This is a genomic window from Faecalibacterium sp. Marseille-Q3530, assembly GCF_017377625.1.
Taxonomy (GTDB): domain Bacteria; phylum Bacillota; class Clostridia; order Oscillospirales; family Ruminococcaceae; genus Faecalibacterium; species Faecalibacterium prausnitzii_E.
On record NZ_JAFREH010000014.1, the window covers coordinates 1 to 19,381 of the forward strand.

A 19,381-nucleotide genomic window follows, 5' to 3' on the forward strand; every position below is an offset into this window, starting at 1 on the left:
GTGGCGTTCGCCTTTATTTCTATTATGACAAACTTTGCATGGGAACGGTTTCCCTTCCATCGCTTGAAGAGCAACGCAAGATAGGACAGTTCTTTGATAGCCTCGACACCCTTATCACCCTTCATCAGCGTGAGCATATAAAACCGATTTTGGAGGTAAAACGTGTTAAACGAAATGAATGAAAACAACCTGTTCTGCGATTATTATGAGCAGTGGGTTGCTGTATACAAAGAGGGTGCAGTTCGCCCGGTTACATTGGATAAGTACAAAATGACCCTTTCTTGGGTAAAAAAACTTGCTCCTACTTTGAAACTCTGTGAGGTTTCCAGAGTGACCTATCAGCAGCTTTTGAACGATTATGCCGTAGGCCACGAGCGTCAGACCACGATGGACTTCCACCATCAACTGAAAGGCGCCATCATGGATGCTGTGGATGATGGACTGATCGTGAAAGACCCAACCCGAAAAGCGATCATCAAAGGCAAGCCCCCGGTGCCTAAAAAGGTGAAATACCTGAACCAGTTTGAACTGCATCTTTTGTTGAGCGACTTGGATCTACAGGGAAAACTCAACTGGGACTGGATGATTTTGCTGATTGCCAAAACCGGCATCCGCTTTTCCGAAGCTTTGGCGATCACTCCTGCGGATTTTGACTTTTCGCACCAGATGCTTTCCATCAATAAAACATGGGATTATAAGGGGAACGGCGGATTTCTGCCGACAAAAAATAAATCGTCTGTCCGTAAAATTCAAATTGACTGGCAGACGGTGATTCAGTTCGCAGCACTGGTAAAAGACGTTCCTGAAGATAAGCCGATTTTTGTGTTCAAGGAACACGCCTACAATTCCACTGTTAACGATGTTCTGGAACGGCACTGCGACCGGGCCAAGATCCCGGTCATCTCGGTACATGGTCTGCGGCATACCCACGCTTCGGTGCTTTTGTTTGCAGGGGTATCCATTGCAAGCGTAGCAAGGAGGCTGGGGCATTCCAGCATGACAACCACGCAGAAAACCTACCTGCACATCATTCAGGAACTGGAAAATCAGGACATCGACCTTGTAATGCGGTCACTCTCTGGATTAAGCTGATAAAATAATCAACCATCGCTCGCGCTGGTGAAGGATGATAAGAGAAAAGCCAAACCTCAAGCTGTACAGGATGTACGGTGAGGTTTGGCTTTTTGGTATCAGCTGCTCTTTTGATTTTCGTTCATAATTCTTCTGGCTCGTCCGCGCGTGGTGTCCTCAAAGGTTTCATCCTCGCTGAATCGTAGCCAATAGGGGTCTTCCATCAGGCAGGCGTTGGTGCGTTTGACGATTTCCCATGCATTGTAGTTCGGCAGACCCATCATTTTCAGAATTTCCTTGCAGTCCATCCGATTTTTCGGAAAGATTCGTTTCTTTGCCCAAACCACCACATCAACCAATGGAACTTCACGTTTGTCACCGATGAAAAGGTTCAGTGGGAGGCTGTACTGCGGCACGCCCTCATTTGCGCAAAGAGACTGCCCATCTTCGCTTAGGTGTGCAATTTCTTTTTCATCCATCATCAATTTCAGATAGGCCATTTTATCACCCCATGGCGGCTTTCAGGTAGTGCAGACGGTATTTCAGGTATTGACGGATCGCAGATGCTCTTTTCTCGCTCAACAATGCAAGAATAGGCGAGATGGACTGAATGATTTCACTATACAACTCGTCCAAGTCACGCGTTGGCAGCACAGGCTCATCGATCATCTTGATTTGCTGGGCATGGTGACTGCGGAACGGTTTGGCTTTGTCGAACTGATAACGGAGCTTCGTGTCAGTCAATTCTTCATCCGTTGCCCACGCAAGCAGACTACCGCCATTGTCGTAAATAGGCGGTGCATAATTTTTTCCATCCCGGACGATCACATCAAAATTGTTTTCGTGGCGGTCTTCGTTGCCGATAAAGGCGTCAAATGCCAGCATTTGATAAAGCCACTTCTTACCATATAGTTCTATCGCATACTGGAACAATGCTTCCGGTGAAGCGGCTCGACCGCTGGCAAGGAAATGAGCATCAGCCAAGTCTGCAAAATGATACAGCTGTTCATCGTCCGTTGTGAACTTGGGGCAGACGCTGACCACATCGCAGGAATAGGTCTGAATGTCGGGAAAGAGTTTGGCAGGCATCAACGTATATTCTACATGGGGCAAATTCAGCACCTGTGCAATCAGCGATGCCATCACCTCAGAATACGGCTCATACCCAGCGGTTCCGGCCTCTGTGATGGAGTTGCCCTTGACCATAACAAGCTGATCATCTACATGATACCAGCCCTTTGAGAGCATTCCACGGCTCGTCCGTGTTTCACGCTTTTCAACCAACTGGATTTTTGCAGGGACTTCAATTGGGCTCATGGTATCACGCTCCTTTGCCCCATTATACCATGTTTGGATGGATAGACAAGGTAAACTATGGTCAATAGCAAAAATCAAAAAATCAAATTGTTTTTTGAAATTTGAAGTAGAAAAGTCAAATCAAATATGAAATTTCGATAGAAACATTAAATTTTTTGCTCAATAAGTGAAATGAACGCTCAAAAAAATGAAATCCAAACCCCAAAAGTGAAATTTGATGGTTGAATACTGAAAAAGTGTTAAAAAGATTTTGATATTCTAAATTCGACTTGAACTGTTTTTTGCATATCGTCCTTGCAGATAGCCCTTGGAGATGTTCTCACCTTTCCGTGGAGAAAACTCGGTCAGAGCGTAAATATCGGTCTGCATGGTCTTTTCGTCCTTTTCGGCAAACCAGATCTGATCGCGCCGCAGCAACGTCAGGTCGAGAAGTCCGGTATCGTGCGTGGTGAAGATGAGTTGTGCATGGTTTGTATTGATAGCGGCATCCTGCACCATCTCGATCAGATGCCTTGTCAGCAGCGGGTGCATACTGGATTCGATCTCGTCTACTACCAAAACAGACCCGGATTCCAAAGCGGCAAGCCACATACCGATGCGAGAGAAGAAACGCTGTGTCCCAACGGATTCCTGCCCCAACGGGAGCCAGAAACCCTTAGAAGTGCCATCTTCGGCATCGAGGGTGTGCAGTGCGGAAATGATAGGCTCTTCCTTGGAGCCTGTAATGCGGATGTCCTTGATACCGAGGTCTGCATACAGCATTTCATGCAGGATACAGCTCTTTTCAGAGCCGCCCTGCCGGATGGCAGACAATGTAGCATCCAGCCGCATTTCGGTTCCCATAAAGCCTGTCAGCTTTTCAAAGAACCACAGATACGCTTTTTCGGTCTGCGGACAATTCCACTCGTTAGAACTGGACAGGTACAGGCGATTTTCGGCAGTTCGTCCAGAAAGCGTAAGCTGTTCTTGGATGTTTTCACGAAATTGGTAGCTATTTCCCTCTCTGGAAAAAACCAGAGCCTCCCGGCCGTTGGGCCAGTGATAGAGATATTCGGTCAGGACTTTGGACTTGTCAAACGAGAACCCATAGGCATACTTGATGCCGCCATAAAAATAGATGGTTTCAAAGCTGGTCGGCTGTGTAGGCTGGTCGGTGAAAGCAAACGGCTCTTGCGGAAGGGACTCACCTTTCAGCAGCTTGGCATATCGGCCACAGACCATTTCCCGCATGAGCAGGAGAGCATGGAGAACATTGCTCTTCCCGGCTGCATTTGCGCCGTACAGTGCCAGCACAGGCACAAGCTGTTTCTTCTCGTCCGGCGAAATCAGGCAATCAGACAGACTTTTATCCGTAGATGCTTTCAAGCTGATAATAGCCGTGTCCTTGATGGAGCGGTGGTTGGTGACTGAAAATTGAAGCAGCATCGCGATTCCTCCCAGATGATTTTCTGAATCCAGTGTACTCTATTCTGGGCGAAAAGTCAAATTTTGATTTTGAAATTTGCAAATATTTCGCAAAAATCAAGAATAAAATCTAAAATATCGGCTTTTGATACCATTCGGATGCTATCAGGGATCATTCTGCATACACGACTTCCCTCACCACTACCTCTTCAGCCTGCGCTTTCAGCCCGTTCATGTGCGCCACCCAGAGAAGCTGTGCGCGCTCTTTGTCCGGCGCGGGGTACTTGTCTAACAGAGTGGTCATCGTGCGTTCCAGCCACGCGTAGGCCGTTTTCTGGACATCCTGCAAATGCGGCCAGAGCGTACCGTTCAGCAACATCCGGTTGTACAGCACAGGACGCTGATTCTTGAGATAGGCCAGCCGCATCCGGCCATACTTGCCCAGCGGTTCGGTATCATCGGTCTGCGGCAGGGTGAGCAGGGGCAGCTGATACTCCCCAACCTGTGCGTAATGGATCTCGGTGCGGACGGCGTTCGTGTTCTTCATGGAAATTCTCCTTTGCATTTTCAACAGGTGTTGCGTTCTTTGTGGAAAACAGCGCTTACTTCTTCCGATTCTGTGCGGTCAGCCAGTTGCCCTGCGCCTGATAGTAGTGCTCCATCGTGGTGGGTGCGTTCAGGATGGTGGTGCGCAGATAGGCCATGATGTTCTTGATGGGCTGGGTGGTGTTGGACATCACATCGAAGATGTACTCAACGTGCTGGCTGGTCAGCTTGTCCAGCCGCAGCCGGATGGCTTTGGTGGTCTGCGGCTGCTTGCCGACGTACTGGGTCTGCCGAGGACAGCAGTACATCTCCACAATGTTGTCCAGCAGTTCCTCCAGCTTGTCGGGGTCGTACCGCTGGGCAAGGGTGTCGATCTCCAAACGTTCCCGAAACTCCTCCCGTACCTGTGCTTCCATCTGGTCAAAATCTGCGGATTCGCCTGCCTGCCCTGATAGATTAGTACTTTGTCTTTTAGTATTTTGTTTATTAGTATTTTGTTGCGTTGCCTTTTCCAAATTGGGCTCAGCCAAATTTGGAAAATCCAAAAATGGTGAAGAACAAGGTTTCATGCGGCTTTTCGGGCTTTTGGTTGCGGACGGGTTCGATGGCCCGCCTTCCTTGCCGGGAACGGCAGGATCGTCCTCAACAGGCGATTCATAAACCTGATAATCGTAGTCGATGATCTGCCCTTTGGCATTGCGGACTTTCTGACGGCGGACGTAGCCGTGTTCTTCCAGTTCCAGAACAGCGGTGCGTACACTGTCCAGACCATCCTTACAACCAACGGTTAGCCCTTTCAGGCTGTAATCCCAATCGTCCGGCAGGGAGAGCATATAGGACAGCAGTCCCTTGGCTTTCAGGGACAGCCTCTTATCCTGCAGGTGGTGGTTGCTCATGACGGTGTAGTTGACATTTTTATTGACGCGGAATGTTGACATGGCGGCTTCCCTTTCAGCCCAATGCGGGCAAGAGAAAACGCAGCATTTCCCGGCTTTCGGGAAACGCTGCGTTCAGACAGGGAAGCCTGCTGTGAGCTGGCACAGCAACGGCAGCACTGCATATTTCTAACGGACATCTAACACAACTACACCTGAAATGCAGCCGCTGACGGCCTGTGTGAAAAAGGCTTTTTCTAACGTCATTTCGCAAAAAGCGGCTGATTTTTGCCTGCAAATTGCGGTGTGACGTGACTTTTTGGAGGTTACAAGAATGCCCTCAGCTGCCAATGACAGCCGCGAGGAACCAGCTTCATCCAACAATTTCAAAGACTCGAAATCGTTTTGTCCTTAACCGGGCACGTGGGTTCGAATCCCACCATCTCCGCCAACAAAAGGCATCAGCTCAGGCTGGTGCCTTTTTTGCGGCTAGATGGTGCGGATGAGAACAGGGCGGCGGCCCACAGGCCGCAAGCAATCAGCCCTGCGGGCTGTTGCTTAGCCCGCGGGAGAATGCCCACCATCTCCGCCAACAAAAGGCATCAGCTCAGGCTGGTGCCTTTTTTGCGGCTAGAAAGTATGTATCAATAATTTTTGCTCAGAATCTTCTCAAGCGTGTCCGCAAACCTGACATCCTGCTCCTTCGTCCGCTTTGGGCTCCCCTTTGGGTGCTTTCCGGCACGGAGGAGCTTTTTGTTTTCATACCGCCGCAGCATGAGAGCGTCTATGTTGTCGGCGGTGTATTCCAGACCATTCTGGTTCAGCACTTGTGCGCACTTGGCAAGGCACATACTCGCCAACCCGTAGTCCTGCGTCACGACCACATCCCCCGGTTTTACCCGGTTGACGAGAGCAAAATCCACGCTGTCCGCTCCTTTGTCGAACACCAGCGTCTGCGCACCTTCTCGCTCGATCTGGTGAGCTGTGTCGCACAGGATGATGACCGGAACGTCAAACCGCTTTGCAATCTGCAACGTCAGATCGACGACCGGACAACCGTCTGCATCAATCAAAATGGTCATGTGTGTTCCTCCATCGTCCACCGAAAGGCTTTCGCGGTACGAAAATCAGCGTCCTTAAAGTGCCCGCCGCTGTTCCATTCAAGGGTGCAGTCTGTGCCACGCTCTGCAAGTCGGCTGTGCAGGGCACGGATGTTATCGCCCACCACAGCCATGACGGCGTTTTTCGTATGCTCTTCCTTGTCGCCAAGGCTCAGATAAATGTGCTGTGCCTGTATCGGGTGCTGCTGTTCATACTCCATCCAGCCCGGAAACCACACCGAGGGAGATGCGGCGGCGATACCGTAGAACAGATCAGTCTGGGTGGAGGCCCACAGAGCAAACAATCCCGCCAGCGAATAGCCGCCCAGAATGATTTTGACGTTTTCCGGGAGACGAAACTGCTGCTTCAGCGTGGGAATGACCTGTGCCGTCAGAAAGCGCAGGGTGTCCGCAGCCTTACCGCCGAAACCTTGCTTCCCCCACACGGCAGGAGACTTCCACGGAGAAAGTGCATCGTTCCAGCTTTCCACCGGGATGGCCGCAAACAGAAAGTGGGGCACACTCTGCGCAATAGCGGTAACCTCACTTTCCATGCTTTGCAGCTCGTGTTCGCCGGTCATTTGGAGCAGTAGGTATTCTGCATGGGCTTCACCGTAAATACGGCAAGGTCTGTTCCCGATTAGCATTGTCTGTGCAGTCACTGCGGCATCCTCCCGAAAAAAATTTGATAAGCCCAGTATAGCAACTGAAAAATCATTTTGCAATTCAAAAGGCGTTCGCATTCGCAGACCAATGATAAACAAAACAGGAGGGACAGCTTGCGGGCTGTCCCTCCTGGTTTGTAAAGCGCTTATTCCAGATTCCCCGTAAGGGTCATGACGGCGGAGAGAACGGCCAAAGGGGCCGTCTCGCAGCGGAGGATGCGGGGGCCGAGGCCGACTGTTTTGGCACCGGCCTGGGCGGCCATCTCGGCTTCCTCGGCGGCAAAGCCGCCCTCGGCACCGGTGATGACGGCGATCTTCGGCTTTTTGCCGTCGGCGGGGCGGACATCGGCCAGCAGCTCCCGCAGCGGGGCACCGCCGCACTCGTAGCAGAAGAGCACGAGGTCGTACCCTTCCAGACTGCGGCAGACCGCGCCGAAGTTGGGCAGCGGCAGGGCAACGTCCGGCAGGATGCCCCGGCCGCACTGCTTGGCGGCCTCGAAGGCGATGCGGTTGTAGCGCTCGTTCTTCTGCTCCTCTTTCTTGGGGGCGGCCACGCAGTAGCGGCTGAAGAAGGGAACGAAATGAGCGCAGCCCAGCTCGACGCCGTGGCGGATGACCTGTTCCAGCTTGTCCTGCTTGGGATAGCCCGCGAAGAGGGTCACCTCCACGCTGGGTTCGGCGGCGCTGGGGTAGCCCGGTTCCACCGAGAACTCTACGGTCTCCGGGCCGAAGCCGGTGATGACGGCGGTGTATTCGACGGCGTTGCCGTCGCAGAGGATGACGGTGTCGCCCAGCTTGCCCCGCATCACGCGGGCGAGGTGGTGGGCGTCCGCACCCCGCAGGGTGGCGGTGCCGTCGGCGATCTCAGTGGTAAAATAGCGGTGCGGCATAGTGGCTCCTATCCTGAACTTGCTCAGCTTATACAAACTGTATCCGACTGCCAAGAGCTCCCCGAACAGGGGAGCTGGTGCAAAGCGCCTGAGCAGTTATTTTTTGCGGCAGACGATGCACTCCCAGCCGCGCTTTTCCTTGACTTCCTGCACGGCGAGACCGGCGGCTTCCAGCCCGGCGATGACCTCATCCTTCCGGCTGTCGATGATGCCGCTGGCGATGAAAACGGCATCCTCGGCCATCAGGCCGGGGACGGCGGGGGCCAGAGACAGGATGGCGTTGGCGACGATGTTGGCGGTGATGATGTCATACGTGCCGCTGGCCTTGTCGGACAGGTCGCCCACCAGAACGGTGAGCTGGTCGGCCACGCCGTTCAGTGCGGCGTTTTCCCCGGCGGTGCGGACGGCCACGGGGTCGATGTCCACGCCTTCGGCAGAGGCCGCGCCCAGCTTGAGGGCAGCGATGGCGAGGATGCCGGAGCCGGTGCCGATATCCAGCACCCGCTCGCCGCCCTTCACCCGCTCGTCCAGCGCTTCCAGGCAGAGGCTGGTGGTCTCGTGGCCGCCGGTGCCGAAGGCCAGACCGGGGTCGAGGATGAGCTTGACGCGGTCGGTGTCATATTCCTGCCAGGAGGGCACGACGGCGAGCCGCTGGCCGATCTCCATGGGGTGATAGTATTTGCGCCAGCCGTTCTGCCAGTCCTCCTGCTCCACACCCTCGGTCTCGACGGTGTAGGCGATGCCTGCCGCCTCCATCCGGGCGGCGATGAGGGCCAGCGTCTCCACCGGCGAAGCGCCCGGCTCCAGATACAGGTGGATGATGACCTGGTCGCGGGGCTTGTCCAGCAGCTCCTGCTCGATGAGGTCTACGTGTGCGATCTCGGCCACCTGCTGTTCGATGTCGCTGTAGTCTTCGATATAGATGCCGCCTTCGGCGATCATCGTGGCGACGGCCTCGGCGTTGTCAGCGTCGGCTTTGGCCACGGTCAGGCGGATGTCGGTCCATTCCATTGATAAAACCTCCTTCGGGATGTTGTGCACGGTTCGGGAATACCTATATAGTAACATAGACGCCGCCCCGGTGCAAGAAGTGCGCGGCAGAGGCAGCAGAATATAGAAAATTCACAAACAAGAAAATTATTTTCAAAGAGGAAGCTTGCATCCCATCAAAAACTCCAAAAACTTTTGACTGAAAAATGCAAAATCAAGGATTTTTGTATCATTCGCAAAGAAAATGGCGAAAACCCCCTTTCTTTTTTTCTTAACATGTGTTAAGATATTGTTACGCAATTATGGACAGCCTGCAACCAGGGGCCTCCATAACAACAACATTCTTTAAGGAGGAATGTGTCTTATGATGAAGTATCTCCAGAAACTGGGCAAGGCACTGATGCTTCCCGTCGCGGTCCTGCCGATCTGCGGCATCCTGATGGGTCTTGGCTATGCCTTTGCTCCGGGCGTTATGGGTGTGCCCGGTGCAGCAACTTCCGGTGCAGCTTACACCGTTGGCTTCCTGCTGGTCAAGGCAGGCGGCGCTCTGATCGACAACATGGCCTGGCTGTTCGCAATCGGTGCAGCAGTCGGTCTGGCAGATGACCACGATGGTACCGCTGGTCTGGCTGGCCTCGTCAGCTTCCTGATGATGCAGCAGCTGCTGAACCCCGCCGTCGTCGGTGCAGTCCGCACCCTCGAAGAGGGCACCGCTACCTACATCGCTTTCCAGAAGGTCGCTGGCAACTCGTTCATCGGCATTCTGGCCGCTGTGGTGGGCGCGACCTGCTACAACAAGTTCAAGAACACCCAGATGCCTGACTGGCTGGCTTTCTTCTCCGGCAAGCGCTTCGTTGCAATTGCCACCGGCCTGATCTCCATTGTGGTCTCTGTTGTTCTGCTGTTCGTCTGGCCCGTCATCTTCGACGCGCTGGTCGCTCTGGGCAAGGGCATCGCAGGCATGAACGGCATCGGCGCTGGCATCTACGCCTTCCTGAACCGTCTGCTGATCCCCACCGGCCTGCACCACGCTCTGAACAACGTGTTCTGGTTCGATACCATCGGCCTGGGCGACCTGTCCCACTTCTGGGCTGGTGAGACCTCTGCAGATGTGGACTGGAGCCTCGGCATGTACATGTCCGGCTTCTTCCCCTGCATGATGTTCGGTATCGCCGGTGCTGCTCTGGCAATGGTCAAGACCGCGAAGAACAAGAAGGCTGCCATCGGTCTGGTTCTGTCCGCTGCGATCTGCGCTTTCGTCTGCGGCGTCACCGAGCCGTTCGAGTTCGGCTTCATGTTCCTGTGCTTCCCGCTGTACATTGTGTACTCTGCTCTGTACGGCATCTTCACTGTCATCACCTACTACTCCGGCTTCCGTGCTGGCTTCTGCTTCTCTGCCGGTGCGACCGACCTGGTCTTCTCCGCATCCCTGCCTGCAGCTGCTAAGACTTGGATGATCATTCCTCTGGGCATCGCTGCTTTCATCGTGTTCTATCTGGTGTTCTACTTTGCCATCACCAAGTTCGACCTGAAGACCCCCGGCCGTGAGGACGAGGACGCTGAAGAGGCCGAAAAGAAGATCACCCTGGCCAACAACAACTACACCGAAGTTGCTTCTGGTGTGCTGAAGGCCATCGGCGGCAAGGCAAACGTCTCCAGCGTGGACTACTGCGCTACCCGCCTGCGTTTCACCATCAAGGACTACACGCAGGTCGATGAAAAGGCTGTCAAGGCAGCAGGCGCAGCCGGTGTCATCCGTCCTGACAAGACTACTTGCCAGGTCATCATTGGCACCAAGGTCCAGTTCGTGTACGACGAGCTGAAGAAGATGCTGTGATCGCATCCTGAACCGTAATTTTATGCAGGAGACTGGTTGATCCTGCATCCGTTCCCGAAGGGCCGCTGAGGGCGGGCGTTCACGCCCATCTTCGGCGGCCCTTTTTTGTTCACACAAAACCGTTTTTTGAGCACTGCGACTGTGCTATACTGAAGACAACGAGAAAAATCAGGAGGTTTCCACTATGAAGATCATTCGTGCAAAGGATTACAAGGATATGTCCCGCAAGGCGGCAAACATCATCTCCGCGCAGGTCATCATGAAGCCGAACTGTGTGCTGGGCCTGGCCACCGGCGGCACCCCTGTGGGCGCGTATGCCCAGCTGGTGGAGTGGTACAACAAGGGCGATGTGGACTTCTCGGAGGTCACCACCGTCAACCTGGACGAGTACCGCGGCCTGCCCAAGGAGCATCCGGAGAGCTACTGGAGCTTCATGCACAAGAACCTGTTTGACCATGTGAATATCCGCCCGGAGGCCATCCACCTGCCCGATGGCACCAACCCCGATGCAGCAGACGCCTGTGCAAAGTACAACGAGATCATCCACAGCGTTGGCGGCATCGACCTGCAGCTGCTGGGCCTTGGCCCCAACGGCCACATCGGCTTCAACGAGCCGGGCGAAGCCTTTGAGCTGGAGACCCACTGCGTGGACCTGACCCCTGCCACCATCGAGGCCAACAAGCGCTTCTTTGACGGCAACGAAGACCTCGTGCCCAAGCAGGCCTACACCATGGGCATCAAGACCATCATGCAGGCCCGCAAGGTGCTGGTGGTGGCCAACGGTCTGGCCAAGGCCAAGGCCGTCAAGGCCGTCGTGTCCGGCCCCGTCACCCCGGAGTGTCCGGGTTCCATCCTGCAGATGCACCCCGACTGCATCCTGGTGGCTGACGAAGAGGCACTGAGCCTGCTGTGACCCTCTCAGGCAAAGCCTTGCGGCTTTGCCAGCTCCCCCAAAGGGGGAGCCATTGGCAGCAAGGCATTGCGGGAGCGTAAAGAAAAACAGCAGCAAATAGCTCGATTATAGAGGCTTCAATTATGATCATCAAACATGCAAAGATCTATACCCCCCGCCACACGTTCGAGGAGGGGGACCTGTTCATCCGGGAGGGGCGCATCGTGCCCTTTGCACAGCCGGAAGCGGGCGAAGAAGTTCTGGATGCCAAGGGTGCTTATGCTCTGCCCGGCCTTGTGGACATCCATTTCCACGGTGCCATGGGCAAGGACTTCTGCGATGGAACGGAAGAGGCCATCCAGACGCTGGCCGACTTTGAGGCCAGCAAGGGTGTGCTGGCCATCTGCCCCGCGACCATGACCTTCTCGGAAGAGATCCTGAACGGCGTCATGGATGCGGCTGCGGCCCACCGGAACGGCAAGGGCGCAGACCTTGTCGGCATCAACATGGAAGGCCCCTTCATCAGCCCGAAAAAGGTCGGCGCACAGAACCCGGAATACCTCCATCCTGCCGATGTGGGAATGTTCCGCCGTTTGCAGAAGCGCGCGAACGGCCTCATCAAGCTGGTGGATGTGGCCCCCGAAGAGCCGGGTGCGCTGGAGTTCATCCGGGAGTGCCGCGGGGAGGTCCGCATCTCCATCGCCCACACCTGCACCAGCTACGATACCGCCTGCGCGGCTTTTGACGCCGGTGCCACCCACATGACCCACCTCTACAATGCCATGCCCGGCATCACCCACCGCGAGCCCGGCCCCATCATTGCGGCGCTGGAGCGCGGCGCAGAAGTCGAGCTCATCACCGACAATGTCCACATCCACCCGGCCATGGTCCGCTTCACCTTCCGCACCTTCGGCGACGACCATGTCATCCTCATCGCCGACAGCATGATGGCCTGCGGCCTGCCCGATGGGCAGTACAGCCTGGGCGGACAGGCGGTCACGGTCAAGGGCCCGCGCGCCACGCTGACCGAACAGCCCGGCACCATCGCCGGAAGCGCGACCTGCCTGTACGACTGCATGAAGCGGGCTGTGCTGGAGATGGGCGTCCCGCTGGAGAGCGCCGTCCGCGCCGCCAGCGAAAACCCCGCCCGGAGCATCGGCATCGACAACGACTACGGCAGTCTGAGCGCCGGACGGTACGGCAACGTCATTCTGGCCGACGAAGCGCTCAACATTCAGGCTGTCGTCCAGAAAGGAACCCGCATCGTATGAATCCCGTGCCCCTGACCTGGCGGCTGCTGACCGCCGAAGAGCTGACGAAGGTGTACCTCGACGAGATGCGCCGCGATTTCCCCCAGAGCGAGCTCAAGCCCCTGAGCATGATCCTGAACAGCGAAGCTGCCGGAACCGCCCACACCTGGGGCATCTACGACGGCGATGCACTGGCCGCCTATCTGCTGATGGTGCGCCCCGTGGGCTGTGCCATGAGCCAGCTGGACTACTTTGCAGTCCTGCCCCGGTACCGGGCCTCCGGTCTGGGCGCGGCATTGCTGGCAGAGCTGCCCGGCCACGAAAACGGCTGTCAGGCCATCCTCATTGAGGCCGAGTGCCCCGAAAAGGCCGAGGACGAGGCCATGGCCGTCCGCCGTCTGGGCTTCTACGCCCGGTGCGGGGCTGTGGATGTGGGCTGGACGGAGCATCTCTTCGACGCCTGGTTCCGGGTGCTGGTGCTGCCCTGCGGCCGGACCACCCCGGATGCGGAGACCACCGTGCAGGGGCTGGCTGACTGCTACCGCCGCACGATGGGCGATCCGCAGTGGAAAAAACACGTCACATTCTACCGCCCGGATGGGGCCGAAGCCCGGTTCTGACCAAAGTTTGCATTCAAACTGTGCCGCCCACCTCTGCACCTTGCAGGGGTGGGCGGCTTTTTACTGAAAAAATGGCTTGACAATGTGGTAAAGTATGGTAAGCTTGGATTGGGTCATGAGGTTTGGACGCCCTATTCTGGGGCTTTGACAGGAGGAAAAATCAATGAAAAACGTAACGAGACGTGCCTTTTTGAAGACCGCAGGTGCAGCAGCTCTTGCTGTGGGTGCTGTAGGAATGCTGAGCGGATGCGGACTGGGTGACTTTGTGGCGGGAAGCATCCCGACTTTGGGTGACAAACTCGGCTGTGCGGCAGAAAATGCCAATGGTGTAGTGTATACACTGAACAATGACTGCCAATGGTGGGCGGTTGATGGCAAGCTGGCTCTGTTCCGTTTGACCTTCCTGGTCAAGAACATGACCGACCACGAGGTCGTCTTCAATGCTTCGGATATCAAGAGCGCAACACTGAACGGCTATCCGACCAGGATCGTCCTGGACCCGGAGCACGATGCAAAGATCAGTGTCAAGGGAGCAGGCGAACTGCTGTTTGATAAGACGACCGGAAGCCGGACCTATCGTCCCAGCAATAACATGAGCGAGGTCGCAGTAGGCGCCAGCATTTATTTTGAGCCGATCTATCCGGAGGGTGATGCGGGCATTACCGGTGACTGGAGCAACTTTGAGATGAAGTTCACGCTTGCCGGAAAGGAAACGACCTTTGTTATGAACAGGGACGCGGGCGGAAAAGTGACCTCTTCCCGTAAGTAAGATCTGCACAAAGAACGACAGGCACAGTTTTTGCCGTCCACTCCTGCACCTTGCGGGGGTGGGCGGCTTTTTACTGAAAAAAAGACGCTTGACAGGCTGGAACAATATGGTATGCTTAACTTGACAAACGACTGAAAATGGATAAGACCGGGCAAGGAGGAAACAAGACATGGAACAAACATTTTCCCGCCGCGGATTTTTGAAGGGTGCCGCCGCTGCGGCGCTGGCCGTCTCGGCCATGGGTCTGACCGGATGCAGCACAGATGCCGGAGCAGAGCCGTCCACGGCGGTGACCCTGGGCGACTATAAGGTGGACCTGGACCTGAAGCGCTCCGTACTGGGCAAAAACGGGGATGGCAGCGCGACCGTCAAGCTGTCGGTCTTTGTGACCAACAACGACGCCGGTGCTGCCGCGATGCCTTTCATCCGAAGCATGTTCCCCTCGCTGTATGCCGGGGAGACGGAGCTGAAAGCGGGCAACTCCAAGACGGAGTTCGCCACTCTGCCGATGCGGGTGCCGACCGAGTGCACCCCCAGCTTCATCATCGAAGACGCCGACCTGTACCAGCAGGTCAACAGCGGCGCGGTAGACCTGAAACTGACCGTCAAGCTTTCGGGGCAGACGGCTGTGTATACCCTGAATTTTGGTACGCTGACCAAAACGGTCGAAAAGATTGGATGAGGAGGAACGGAAGATGGAACTGACCCGTCGTGGATTTTTGAAGAGTGTGGGCGCAGCAACGCTGGCTGTGGCCGCTGTGGGCCTGCTGGGCGGCTGCGAAGGCGGCGAGATGGTGGGCAACGCCAACGGCCTGAACGATACCGCTGAGCTGAAGGGCATCAAGATGACCGTGCGGTCTCTGGCTTACGCAAGCTATTCGGACGGCACCTTCTATCTGGTGCCGGAAGTGCTCATCAACAACGGCAGCGCGGCCGGGATCCCGCTGAACCCCACCGGCGGCAGCTTCAAGCTGCGGGTGAACGGCTCGGAGGAGCTGGACATCAACTCCGACACCATGGCCATTCTGGACAAGAACTCTAAGCTGAACGCGCTGGATACCCGCACCCTGAACCGCGGCCAGTACGCAAAGGGGCATCTGTGCGGCAAGGGCAGCGGCGTGTCGAAATTCGATTACGTGCAGGTGCTGTTCTACCCGAACCCGCAGGACGCCAAGACCTACCTGTGCTGCAAGATCGCAGCCAAGGAAGCTTCCCTAATGCTGGGCATCTGAGCGCCAGAGCAAAACCCTCCAAGCCGGAGCTGTGCGAGCCGCACAGCTCCGGCTTTTTTGATTGTGTAGTCTGCACAAGCAGAGCGGGGCATTTTCGGCAGTTGGCGCGGAACTGTAAAATCCGGCGCAACGATTTTCACACCGGAAGAGCCGGAATTTTACAAAGCAGGAAAAGCCTGTGCAAACAATTTACTTCGATTTTTCCCGCGCGTGGTCGCAGCAGCAGAAGGACGGCGGTACAATAAAGGCGTTCCAAGGAAAAACACAAAAAGGAAAAAAGAACCGGGAAAATACGACCCGGATATGGTTATGGAGGAAAACATTATGAAAAAGATCACGCGCCGTTCGTTCCTTGCTGTTTGTGGTGCCGCAGCCGCCGCTGCTGCCCTGACCGCCTGCGGCGGTTCCGCTTCTTCCACTGCGGCTTCTTCCGCCGCTGCATCCACGGCCTCTTCGGCCGCTTCCACTGCTTCCGGCAGCCTGTCCGGCAATGTGGCCACCGGCGGTTCCACTTCCATGAAGAACGTCATCGCCGCCCTGACCGAAGGTTTCGCTGAGGGGGAGCCGGGCGGCACCGTCAGCTATGACCCCACCGGTTCCGGGGCCGGCATCACCGGGGCGACCGATAAGACCCTGGACATCGGCCCGTCCTCCCGCGCCCTGAAGGACGACGAGAAGAACGATGTGGACGGCACCGTCATCGCACTGGACGGCATCGCCATCATCGTGAACAAAGACAGCAAGGTCGAGGATCTGACCGTCGATCAGCTCAAGCAGATGTTCACCGGCGAGATCACCAACTGGTCTGAGGTCGGCGGCGACGACGGCGAGATCGTTCTGATCGGCCGTGAGGCTGGCTCCGGTACCCGCGACGGCTTCGAGAGCATCGTGGATGTCAAGGACTCCTGCAAGTATGCACAGGAGCTGACCGCGACCGGCGCTGTCATCAGCGCCGTCGAGGCCAACCCGCTGGCTATCGGCTACGCTTCCCTGTCTGCCGTCGGCGAGACTGTGAAGATGGTCACGGTCGGCGGTGTGGCCTGCAGCGAGGAGACCGTCAAGGACGGCAGCTATGAGGTCCAGCGTCCCTTCGTCTTCGTCACCAACAAGTCCGTCACCCTGTCCGAGCAGGCGCAGGCCTTCTTCGACTTCGCCACCAGCGCCGATGCTGCGGACCTCATCCGTACCGCTGGTGCAGTGCCTGTGAATGAGTAATCGAGTATGAAACAAAACGCTTCGCTTCTGAAAAAGATCGAGCTGCCCCGCACCCCCGCCGAGTGGCTGGAAGCTGTGATGAACTTTCTCTTCTTTCTCTGCGGCATCCTGGCAGTGGGCTGCGTAGTGCTCATCTCGGTGTACATGATCGCTTCGGGCGTGCCTGCCATCCGGAAGATCGGCCTGTTCCGCTTCCTGTTCGGCACCGAGTGGGCCTCCACGGCCGCAGACCCGAAGTACGGCATCCTGCCCTTCATCCTGTCCAGCGTGTACGGCACACTGGGTGCGACCCTCATCGGTGTGCCGGTGGGCCTGCTGACGGCGGTGTTCCTCTCGAAGGCCGCCGGGCCCCGTGTGCGCACGGTGGTCGTCACGGCCATCGAGCTGCTGAGCGGCATCCCCAGCGTCGTGTTCGGCCTGCTGGGGATGCAGGTGCTCGTCCCCGCAGTGGCCAGGGCTTTTGGCAAGGCATCCGGTGCCTGCCTGCTGAGCGCCATCGTGGTGCTGGCCATCATGATCCTGCCCAGCATCGTGTCCGTGTCGGTCACAGCGCTGAACGCCGTCCCGCCGGAATATGAGCAGGGCAGTCTGGCGCTGGGTGCCACCGACACCGAGACCTGGTTCAAGATCAGTGTCCCCGCCGCGAAGAGCGGCATCGCCGCCGGCATCGTGCTGGGCATCGGCCGCGCCATCGGCGAGGCCATGGCCGTGATGATGGTGGCGGGCAACAGCCCCAACATGCCGGACAGCCTGTTCCGGAGCGTCACCTTCCTGACCACCGCCATTGCCAAGGAGATGAGCTACGCCAGCGGCCTGCAGAAGCAGGCACTGTTCAGCATCGCGCTGGTGCTGTTCGTCTTCATCATGCTCATCAATGTTGTGCTGAATGTTGTGCTGAAGGGAGGAGACCGCGATGAACGCTGAGTTCTCCCCGGCCCGCAGGGCCTGGAACCGCTTCTTCACCGCCGCTGTCTGGGCCGCTGCCATTCTGGTCATGGCGCTGGTGGCGGGCATCATCGGGATGGTGCTGGTGCGGGGCCTGCCCCACATCAGCTGGAAGTTCCTGACCACCACGGCCAGCGTCCTCAAGGGGACGGACGGCATCCTGCCGGCCATCCTCAACACGCTGTATGTCATCGTGCTGACGTTGCTCATCGTGCTGCCGCTGGGCGTGGGGGCTGCGGTCTACCTGACCGAGTACGCCACCAACCGCCGCATCATCGAGGTCATCGAGTTCACCAACGAGACGCTGGCGGGCATCCCCAGCATCATCTATGGTCTGGTGGGTATGCTGGTCTTCGCCCAGGCGCTGGGCTTCCAGACCTGCCTGCTCTCCGGCTGTCTGACGCTGGTCATCATGAACCTGCCCACCATCATCCGCACCACCCAGGAATCCCTGAAGACGGTGCCCCAGGGCTACCGCGAGGGTGCCATGGGTCTGGGCGCGGGCAAGTGGCACATCATCCGTACCATCGTGCTGCCCTGCAGCATCGACGGCATCGTGACCGGCTGCATCCTGGCCGTAGGCCGCATCGTGGGCGAAAGCGCTGCACTGCTCTTCACCGCCGGTGCTGCTGAGGTCATCGCCAAGGGCGTTGCAAAGGCCTACACCTCCAACGGTGCGACCCTCTCGGTCCTGCTCTATCTGCGGGCCTTTGAGGACGGCGACTTCGATTCCGCCTGGGCCATCGGCGCGGTGCTGCTGGTGTTGGTGCTGGTCATCAACCTGGCTGCCCGTCTGGCCAAGACCAAGTTGAAACAGAAACAATAAAAGGGAAAAAGAACCCTCTCCGTCAGTGCTTCCGCACTGACACCTCTCCCGAAGGGCGAGGTTCAGAAGTGCCGGTCAATGCAGCACAAAAGCTCTCCCTTTGGGAGAGCTGGCGAGCGCAGCGAGACTGAGAGGGTCGTTTCCGATCAAATACGAGGATTTTGTCTATGACAGAGACTGCTCCCATCATCACCGCTAAGGACCTCAACCTCTGGTACGGTGATTTCAAGGCACTGAAGGATATTTCGCTGGATGTGGGCGAGCGCGAGATCACCGCGCTCATCGGCCCGTCCGGCTGCGGCAAGTCCACCTTTCTGAAAACACTGAACCGGATGAACGACCTGGTCCCCGGCGTCCGCATCGAGGGCGATGTCCGGCTGCGGGGGCAGGATATCTTCGCCCGCGAGATGCAGCTCACCGAACTGCGCCGCCGGGTGGGCATGGTGTTCCAGAAGGCCAACCCCTTCCCCATGAGTATCTACGATAACATCACCTACGGCCCCAAGCTCCACGGGGTGCACAACAAAGCCGAGCTTGATGAGCTGGTGGAAAGCTCCCTGAAGGGCGCTGCCCTCTGGAACGAGGTCAAGGACCGCCTGAAGAAGAGCGCTCTGGGCCTTTCCGGCGGCCAGCAGCAGCGCCTGTGCATCGCACGCGCTCTGGCCGTCAAGCCCGAAGTGCTGCTGATGGATGAGCCCACCAGCGCCCTCGACCCCGGCTCCACGATGAAGGTCGAGGAGCTGATGAGCGAGCTGAAAAAGGACTACACCGTGGTCATCGTCACCCACAACATGCAGCAGGCGGCCCGCATCAGCGACCGCACCGCGTTCTTCCTGCTGGGCGAACTGGTGGAGGTCGGCCCCACGGCGCAGATCTTCAGCACCCCGCAGGACAAGCGCACCGAAGATTACATTTCCGGCCGGTTCGGCTGATGAGG

22 protein-coding genes are annotated in these 19,381 nt (G+C 56.9%); 13 read left to right on the plus strand and 9 right to left on the minus strand.

Going from position 1 to position 19,381, the window contains the following annotated elements:
* Positions 1-182, plus strand: a 182-nt coding sequence (locus J3350_RS11080) for a restriction endonuclease subunit S (protein WP_207686663.1), incomplete at its 5' end; no start/stop codon positions are given.
* A complete protein-coding gene (locus tag J3350_RS11085; RefSeq protein ID WP_242700271.1) occupies positions 175-1,092 on the plus strand; it encodes a site-specific integrase in 918 nt (305 codons plus the stop codon). The genes J3350_RS11080 and J3350_RS11085, both read left to right, overlap by 8 nt.
* 98 nt (positions 1,093-1,190) lie before the next feature.
* On the opposite strand, the gene J3350_RS11090 is transcribed toward J3350_RS11085, so the two are convergent.
* From J3350_RS11090 to prmA, 9 genes are all read right to left on the minus strand, one after another.
* The gene (locus J3350_RS11090; protein WP_005939396.1) at positions 1,191-1,571 is read right to left on the minus strand and encodes a hypothetical protein; all 381 of its coding nucleotides are present in this window, start codon (positions 1,569-1,571) and stop codon (positions 1,191-1,193) included.
* A 4-nt stretch (positions 1,572-1,575) separates the two neighbouring features.
* Positions 1,576-2,388, minus strand: a complete 813-nt coding sequence (locus J3350_RS11095; protein WP_005939393.1) for a hypothetical protein — start codon at positions 2,386-2,388, stop codon at positions 1,576-1,578.
* Between the two features lie 258 nt (positions 2,389-2,646).
* The gene (locus J3350_RS11100; RefSeq protein WP_207686665.1) at positions 2,647-3,813 is read right to left on the minus strand and encodes an ATP/GTP-binding protein; all 1,167 of its coding nucleotides are present in this window, start codon (positions 3,811-3,813) and stop codon (positions 2,647-2,649) included.
* A gap of 151 nt (positions 3,814-3,964) precedes the next feature.
* Positions 3,965-4,339: a TnpV protein gene (locus tag J3350_RS11105; protein WP_044953384.1), complete on the minus strand. Its 375-nt coding sequence runs from the start codon at positions 4,337-4,339 to the stop codon at positions 3,965-3,967.
* 55 nt (positions 4,340-4,394) lie between these two features.
* Complete coding sequence (locus J3350_RS11110) at positions 4,395-5,276, minus strand: DUF6017 domain-containing protein (RefSeq protein WP_005939384.1); 882 nt, start codon at positions 5,274-5,276, stop codon at positions 4,395-4,397.
* Positions 5,277-5,857: 581 nt separating this feature from the next.
* The gene (locus tag J3350_RS11115) at positions 5,858-6,295 is read right to left on the minus strand and encodes a DUF188 domain-containing protein (RefSeq protein ID WP_207686666.1); all 438 of its coding nucleotides are present in this window, start codon (positions 6,293-6,295) and stop codon (positions 5,858-5,860) included.
* A complete protein-coding gene (locus J3350_RS11120) occupies positions 6,292-6,960 on the minus strand; it encodes an alpha/beta hydrolase (protein WP_207686710.1) in 669 nt (222 codons plus the stop codon). The genes J3350_RS11115 and J3350_RS11120 overlap by 4 nt, the downstream gene beginning before the upstream one ends.
* A gap of 164 nt (positions 6,961-7,124) precedes the next feature.
* Entirely contained in the window at positions 7,125-7,868 is a 744-nt protein-coding gene (locus J3350_RS11125; RefSeq protein WP_097791732.1) for a 16S rRNA (uracil(1498)-N(3))-methyltransferase, read from the minus strand.
* Between the two features lie 96 nt (positions 7,869-7,964).
* Positions 7,965-8,879, minus strand: coding sequence for a 50S ribosomal protein L11 methyltransferase (gene prmA, locus J3350_RS11130; protein WP_118553742.1), 915 nt, complete (start codon positions 8,877-8,879; stop codon positions 7,965-7,967).
* A 343-nt stretch (positions 8,880-9,222) separates the two neighbouring features.
* On the opposite strand from prmA, the gene J3350_RS11135 reads away from it, so the two are divergent.
* From J3350_RS11135 to pstB, 11 genes are all read left to right on the plus strand, one after another.
* Positions 9,223-10,695 carry a PTS transporter subunit EIIC gene (locus J3350_RS11135; protein ID WP_207686667.1) on the plus strand — a complete coding sequence of 491 codons (1,473 nt, stop codon included), beginning with the start codon at positions 9,223-9,225 and terminating at the stop codon, positions 10,693-10,695.
* Positions 10,696-10,879: 184 nt separating this feature from the next.
* A complete protein-coding gene (nagB, locus tag J3350_RS11140) occupies positions 10,880-11,608 on the plus strand; it encodes a glucosamine-6-phosphate deaminase (RefSeq protein WP_207686668.1) in 729 nt (242 codons plus the stop codon).
* Positions 11,609-11,730: 122 nt separating this feature from the next.
* Positions 11,731-12,858 (plus strand): N-acetylglucosamine-6-phosphate deacetylase, encoded by a 1,128-nt coding sequence (nagA, locus tag J3350_RS11145; RefSeq protein ID WP_207686669.1) that lies wholly within the window; start codon positions 11,731-11,733, stop codon positions 12,856-12,858.
* Complete coding sequence (locus J3350_RS11150; RefSeq protein WP_207686670.1) at positions 12,855-13,457, plus strand: GNAT family N-acetyltransferase; 603 nt, start codon at positions 12,855-12,857, stop codon at positions 13,455-13,457. The genes nagA and J3350_RS11150 overlap by 4 nt, the downstream gene beginning before the upstream one ends.
* Before the next feature lie 163 nt (positions 13,458-13,620).
* On the plus strand, positions 13,621-14,226 hold the full coding sequence (locus J3350_RS11155) for a twin-arginine translocation signal domain-containing protein (RefSeq protein WP_207686671.1): 606 nt from the start codon (positions 13,621-13,623) through the stop codon (positions 14,224-14,226).
* Between the two features lie 169 nt (positions 14,227-14,395).
* Complete coding sequence (locus J3350_RS11160) at positions 14,396-14,908, plus strand: twin-arginine translocation signal domain-containing protein (RefSeq protein ID WP_207686672.1); 513 nt, start codon at positions 14,396-14,398, stop codon at positions 14,906-14,908.
* Positions 14,909-14,921: 13 nt separating this feature from the next.
* A complete protein-coding gene (locus tag J3350_RS11165) occupies positions 14,922-15,458 on the plus strand; it encodes a twin-arginine translocation signal domain-containing protein (RefSeq protein WP_207686673.1) in 537 nt (178 codons plus the stop codon).
* A 324-nt stretch (positions 15,459-15,782) separates the two neighbouring features.
* The gene (locus J3350_RS11170; RefSeq protein ID WP_207686674.1) at positions 15,783-16,673 is read left to right on the plus strand and encodes a phosphate ABC transporter substrate-binding protein; all 891 of its coding nucleotides are present in this window, start codon (positions 15,783-15,785) and stop codon (positions 16,671-16,673) included.
* Positions 16,674-16,679: 6 nt separating this feature from the next.
* Complete coding sequence (gene pstC, locus J3350_RS11175) at positions 16,680-17,597, plus strand: phosphate ABC transporter permease subunit PstC (RefSeq protein ID WP_207686675.1); 918 nt, start codon at positions 16,680-16,682, stop codon at positions 17,595-17,597.
* A complete protein-coding gene (gene pstA, locus J3350_RS11180; protein WP_207686676.1) occupies positions 17,587-18,444 on the plus strand; it encodes a phosphate ABC transporter permease PstA in 858 nt (285 codons plus the stop codon). Before pstC ends, pstA begins: the two co-directional genes overlap by 11 nt.
* Before the next feature lie 167 nt (positions 18,445-18,611).
* On the plus strand, positions 18,612-19,376 hold the full coding sequence (gene pstB, locus J3350_RS11185) for a phosphate ABC transporter ATP-binding protein PstB (protein WP_207686677.1): 765 nt from the start codon (positions 18,612-18,614) through the stop codon (positions 19,374-19,376).
* Positions 19,377-19,381 lie beyond the last annotated feature (5 nt).